This is a genomic window from Streptomyces sp. NPDC002265, from assembly GCF_040296125.1.
Classification (GTDB): domain Bacteria; phylum Actinomycetota; class Actinomycetes; order Streptomycetales; family Streptomycetaceae; genus Streptomyces.
The window spans coordinates 1-3,797 of the sequence record NZ_JBEOWS010000570.1; the positions used below are offsets into that span (position 1 = coordinate 1).

At 71.2% G+C, this 3,797-nt stretch carries 3 protein-coding genes; 1 reads left to right on the forward strand and 2 read right to left on the reverse strand.

Annotated features, from left to right (window positions below):
• Positions 1-140: 140 nt before the first annotated feature.
• Positions 141-1,052: a helix-turn-helix transcriptional regulator gene (locus ABT085_RS44925; RefSeq protein ID WP_351622603.1), complete on the forward strand. Its 912-nt coding sequence runs from the start codon at positions 141-143 to the stop codon at positions 1,050-1,052.
• Positions 1,053-1,220: 168 nt separating this feature from the next.
• On the opposite strand, the gene ABT085_RS44930 is transcribed toward ABT085_RS44925, so the two are convergent.
• Positions 1,221-1,904, reverse strand: a complete 684-nt coding sequence (locus tag ABT085_RS44930; RefSeq protein WP_351622606.1) for an ABC transporter ATP-binding protein — start codon at positions 1,902-1,904, stop codon at positions 1,221-1,223.
• A gap of 90 nt (positions 1,905-1,994) precedes the next feature.
• Complete coding sequence (locus ABT085_RS44935; RefSeq protein ID WP_351622609.1) at positions 1,995-3,461, reverse strand: ABC transporter permease; 1,467 nt, start codon at positions 3,459-3,461, stop codon at positions 1,995-1,997.
• Positions 3,462-3,797: the final 336 nt, after the last annotated feature.

Sequence of the window (3,797 nt, forward strand, 5' to 3'; positions counted from 1 at the left end):
TCGGCCGGGCACGGTGTCCAGCCTGCCCGAGATCAGGACGGGCACCCAGACCACGCTTGTGCCTACGTCCGGTGTTCCTACTACTGGCGGGGTCAGGCTCGGGAACGTAGGACCAGCCACGGGCCGTGAATACTGGACGTATGGACGAACTGCCCGAGCCCGTACCAGGGCCCCTGGAGCCGGGCGGGGCGGCGCTGGACCGCCGGGCCGAGCTCAGCGAGTTCCTGCGGTCCCGGCGGGCCCGGCTGAAGCCGCAGGACGTGGGACTGCCGGACTTCGGACGGCACCGCCGGGTGCCCGGGCTGCGGCGCGAGGAGCTGGCCCAGCTGGCCGGGGTGTCGGTGGCGTACTACACGCGGCTGGAGCAGGGCAACGGGCAAAACGTGTCGGCCGAGGTGCTGGACTCGATCGCGCGGGCGCTGCGGCTGACCGGCGCCGAGCACGCGCACCTCACGCATCTGGCGAAGCCGAAGCAGCACAAGCGGAAGGCGGCGGTGCGCCAGCAGCAGGTGCGGACCGGGCTGCGGCAGCTGCTGGACAGCATGGAGGGCATCCCGGCCTATGTCTCCGGCCGGCGCTCGGACATCCTCGCCTGGAACCGGATGGCGGCGGCCCTGTTCGGCGACTGGTCGGAGCTACCGGCGCAGGAGCGGAACTGGGCCCGGCTGGTGTTCCTCAGGCCCGACTACCGCGACCTGTTCGTGGACTGGGACCAGAAGGCGACCGACATCGTCAGCTATCTGCGGATGGACGCCGGCTGTCATCCGGACGATCCGCGGCTGTCGGCGCTGGTCGGCGAGCTCTCCGTGAAGAGCGAGGTGTTCCGCAGGCTGTGGGCCACGCACGACGTCAAGGAGAAGAGCCACGGCACCAAGCGGATGCACCATCCGCTCGTCGGCGATCTCGCCCTCTCCTTCGAGACGTTCGGCCTGGTCGACGACGGCGAGCAGCATCTGATCACCTATCACGCGGAGCCGGGCTCCGCGTCGGCCGAGGCCCTGCGCCTGCTGGCCAGCTGGGGCACGGACGCCAGACGCGTACCGCTGGCCTGAGCGGACGGGCCCGGGGGCGGCGGGCAGGGGCGCGGAAGGGGCGGACGGGCCGGGCGCGGAAAGCGCCGGGTGCGGACGGGGCCGGGTGCGGACGGGGCCGGGTGCGGAACCGTCCGCGTACCACCACCGGTGCGGTCGTGCGCGGACGGCGTCTTGGGCGTGCGCGGGCTACGAGTTCGCGTTCTCCTTGACGGTGATCTTCCCCTTGCGGATGGTCGCCAGGCGCGGTGCCTTCTTCGCGATCGCGGAGTCGTGGGTGACCATGATGAAGGTGAGCCCGTGCTCCTTCCACATCCGGTCGAGCACCTCCATGATCTCGTCGCGCATGCCCTCGTCGAGGTTGCCGGTGGGCTCGTCGGCGAGAAGCACCTTCGGCTGCTTGACCAGGGCGCGGGCGATGGCGACGCGCTGCTGCTGACCGCCGGACATCTCGCCGGGCAGGTGTCCCAGCCGCTCGCCGAGTCCGACCGACTTCAGGGCCTCGGCGGCCCGCTCGCGCCGGTCCTTCACCTTCACGCCGAGGGGTACGAGCGCGGTCTCGACGTTCTCCTGCGCGGTCAGCGTCGGGATCAGGTTGAACGACTGGAAGACGAAGCCGATGTTCTCGCTGCGCACCTTGGTGAGCCGGGCCTCGGACAGCTTGGCCAGGTCGGTGCCGTCGAGGACGACCTCGCCGGAGGTGGGCCGGTCGAGTCCGCCGAGCATCTGGAGCAGGGTGGACTTGCCGCCGCCGGTGGGGCCCTGGATGACGAGCCGGTCGCCGTCCGCGATGGTCAGGTCGATGCCGTCGAGCGCGTGGACGGTGTCCTTGCCCCGCGTGTAGCGCTTGGTGACGCTTCTGAGTTCGTACATGGTGGGTGCAACTCCTGGGTGAGGTGTGGAGACGGGGGCCCGCCCCGCCGGGAGCGGGCCCCGGGGCCGCGGTAACCGTGCGGGGGCCGGTTACTCGACGCGGCGCAGGGCGTCGGCCGGGCGCAGCCGGGAGGCGCGCCAGCCGCCGAAGGCACCGGCGATCAGACCGCCGGCGACGGCCAGGCCGACCGCGAGCGCGACGGTGGTGAGGCTGACGGGCGCGGTCAGCGCGACGTCGAGGGTCTTGGCCGCGGTCTGCCGGCCGGGGCCGCCACCGCCGAAGGGGCCGCCAGCGCCTCCGCCGCCGAAGGCACCGCCGCCACCGCCGCCGCCCGAGCCCATCTGGGCCTGGAGCGTGGGGCTGATCGCGGTGACGGTGTACGCGCCCGCCAGGCCGAGCGCGATACCGAGGGCGCCGCCGAGCAGGCCGTTGACCATGGCCTCTCCGATGACCTGCCGGGTGACCCGGCCGGACTTCCAGCCCAGCGCCTTGAGCGTGCCGAACTCGCGCACCCGGCGGGAGACGGCCGAGGAGGTCAGCAGACCGGCGACCAGGAACGCGGCCACGAGCACCGCGATGGACAGCCACTTGCCGACGTTGGTGGCGAGGCTGGAGGCGGTGGACAGGGAGCCGGAGACGGTGTCCGCCAGGTCCGCGGAGGTGGTGACCGTCGTACCGGAGACGTTCTTCTGGATCGTGGACTTGACGCTGTCGATCTGCTGCGAGTCGGTCGCCTTGACGTAGATCGTGGTGACCTTGCTCTTCGAGTCGCTGAGGGTCTGGGCCTGCGTCAGCGGGATGTAGAGGTTGGCCGCGGAGTCACCGCTGTCGGCCGTCGCGACGCCGATCACCGTGAACTTGACGCTCTTGATGGTGACGGTGGAGCCGACCTTGAGCTTCTTCTCCTTGGCGTACGCCGAGTCGACGACGGCGACCTTGGCGTTCGTCTCCGAGGTCGTGAACGTACGGCCGCTGCTGATCTTGGAGGAGGTCAGCGGGCCGAGCGCGGGCTTGGTGACGTCGGTGCCGTAGACCGAGTAGTTGTTGACGTCGAAGTCGGCGCCGCCGCCCTTGACCTCGCCCTGCGGCTGGCCGCCGCCCCGGGAGAAGCCGCCCCCGCCGTTGCCGTTCTGCTGGAACTGGCCGCGGGTGAACTGGCCGCTGACCTTGATGACCTGGAGGCTCAGCCCGCCGACCGCGTCCGAGACGCCGGACTGCTTGCCGACCTTGGTGACGGTGGCGGTGGACAGGGTCTGGAAGCCCTGGACCATGACCCGGTCGGTGCTCTGCTCCGCGTCGGAGTCGTTGTCCTTCGCGTCGAACTGGAAGCGCGGACGCTGCGAGGTGCCGGTGGTCGGCGAGGCGGCCTTGGTGACCGTCATGTCGGTGCCCAGTCCGTACAGCGACTGGAGGACCTTGTCCTGGGCCTTCCCCATCCCGGAGGAGACGGAGTTGACCACGATGACCAGCGCGATGCCCAGCGCGAGGCCGGAGGCGACGACGAGGGCCGCTTTTCTGCGGCGGCGCAGTTCGCGCCTCAGGTAGGTGAAGAACATGGCCGCAAGCTAGGTACGGCATGTGATGACTCGATAAGGCCGAAATAAGAGAACGATGAGAAGGCTGTGCGAGCCCCAGGAAAGTCCCCTCGAAGGCCCTTGAGAGCCCCCGGGAGACCCCCGAAGGACCCCTGGGTGCCACTGGAAGCCCCGCGAAGCACTCAGCGGCCCCGGGAAGCTCCCGGAAGCCCGGCAGCCCGGCAGCCCGGGCAGCCCCCGAACGGCCGATGCCGCCCCGGAGGGCGGCCCCGCTGGGGGTGGGGGGGGGGGGGCGGGGGTCGGCCCCGCCCCCCCGCCACACCCCCCCCGCCGAGATTTAACCCGGGGTGTGGGTGT

What these genes read in the sequence shown, in the direction of transcription:
- ABT085_RS44925 (WP_351622603.1), top strand. Translation starts at nt 141, where the DNA reads ATGGACGAACTGCCCGAGCCCGTACCAGGGCCCCTGGAGCCGGGCGGG.
- ABT085_RS44930 (WP_351622606.1), bottom strand. Translation starts at nt 1,904, where the DNA reads ATGTACGAACTCAGAAGCGTCACCAAGCGCTACACGCGGGGCAAGGAC.
- ABT085_RS44935 (WP_351622609.1), bottom strand. Translation starts at nt 3,461, where the DNA reads ATGTTCTTCACCTACCTGAGGCGCGAACTGCGCCGCCGCAGAAAAGCG.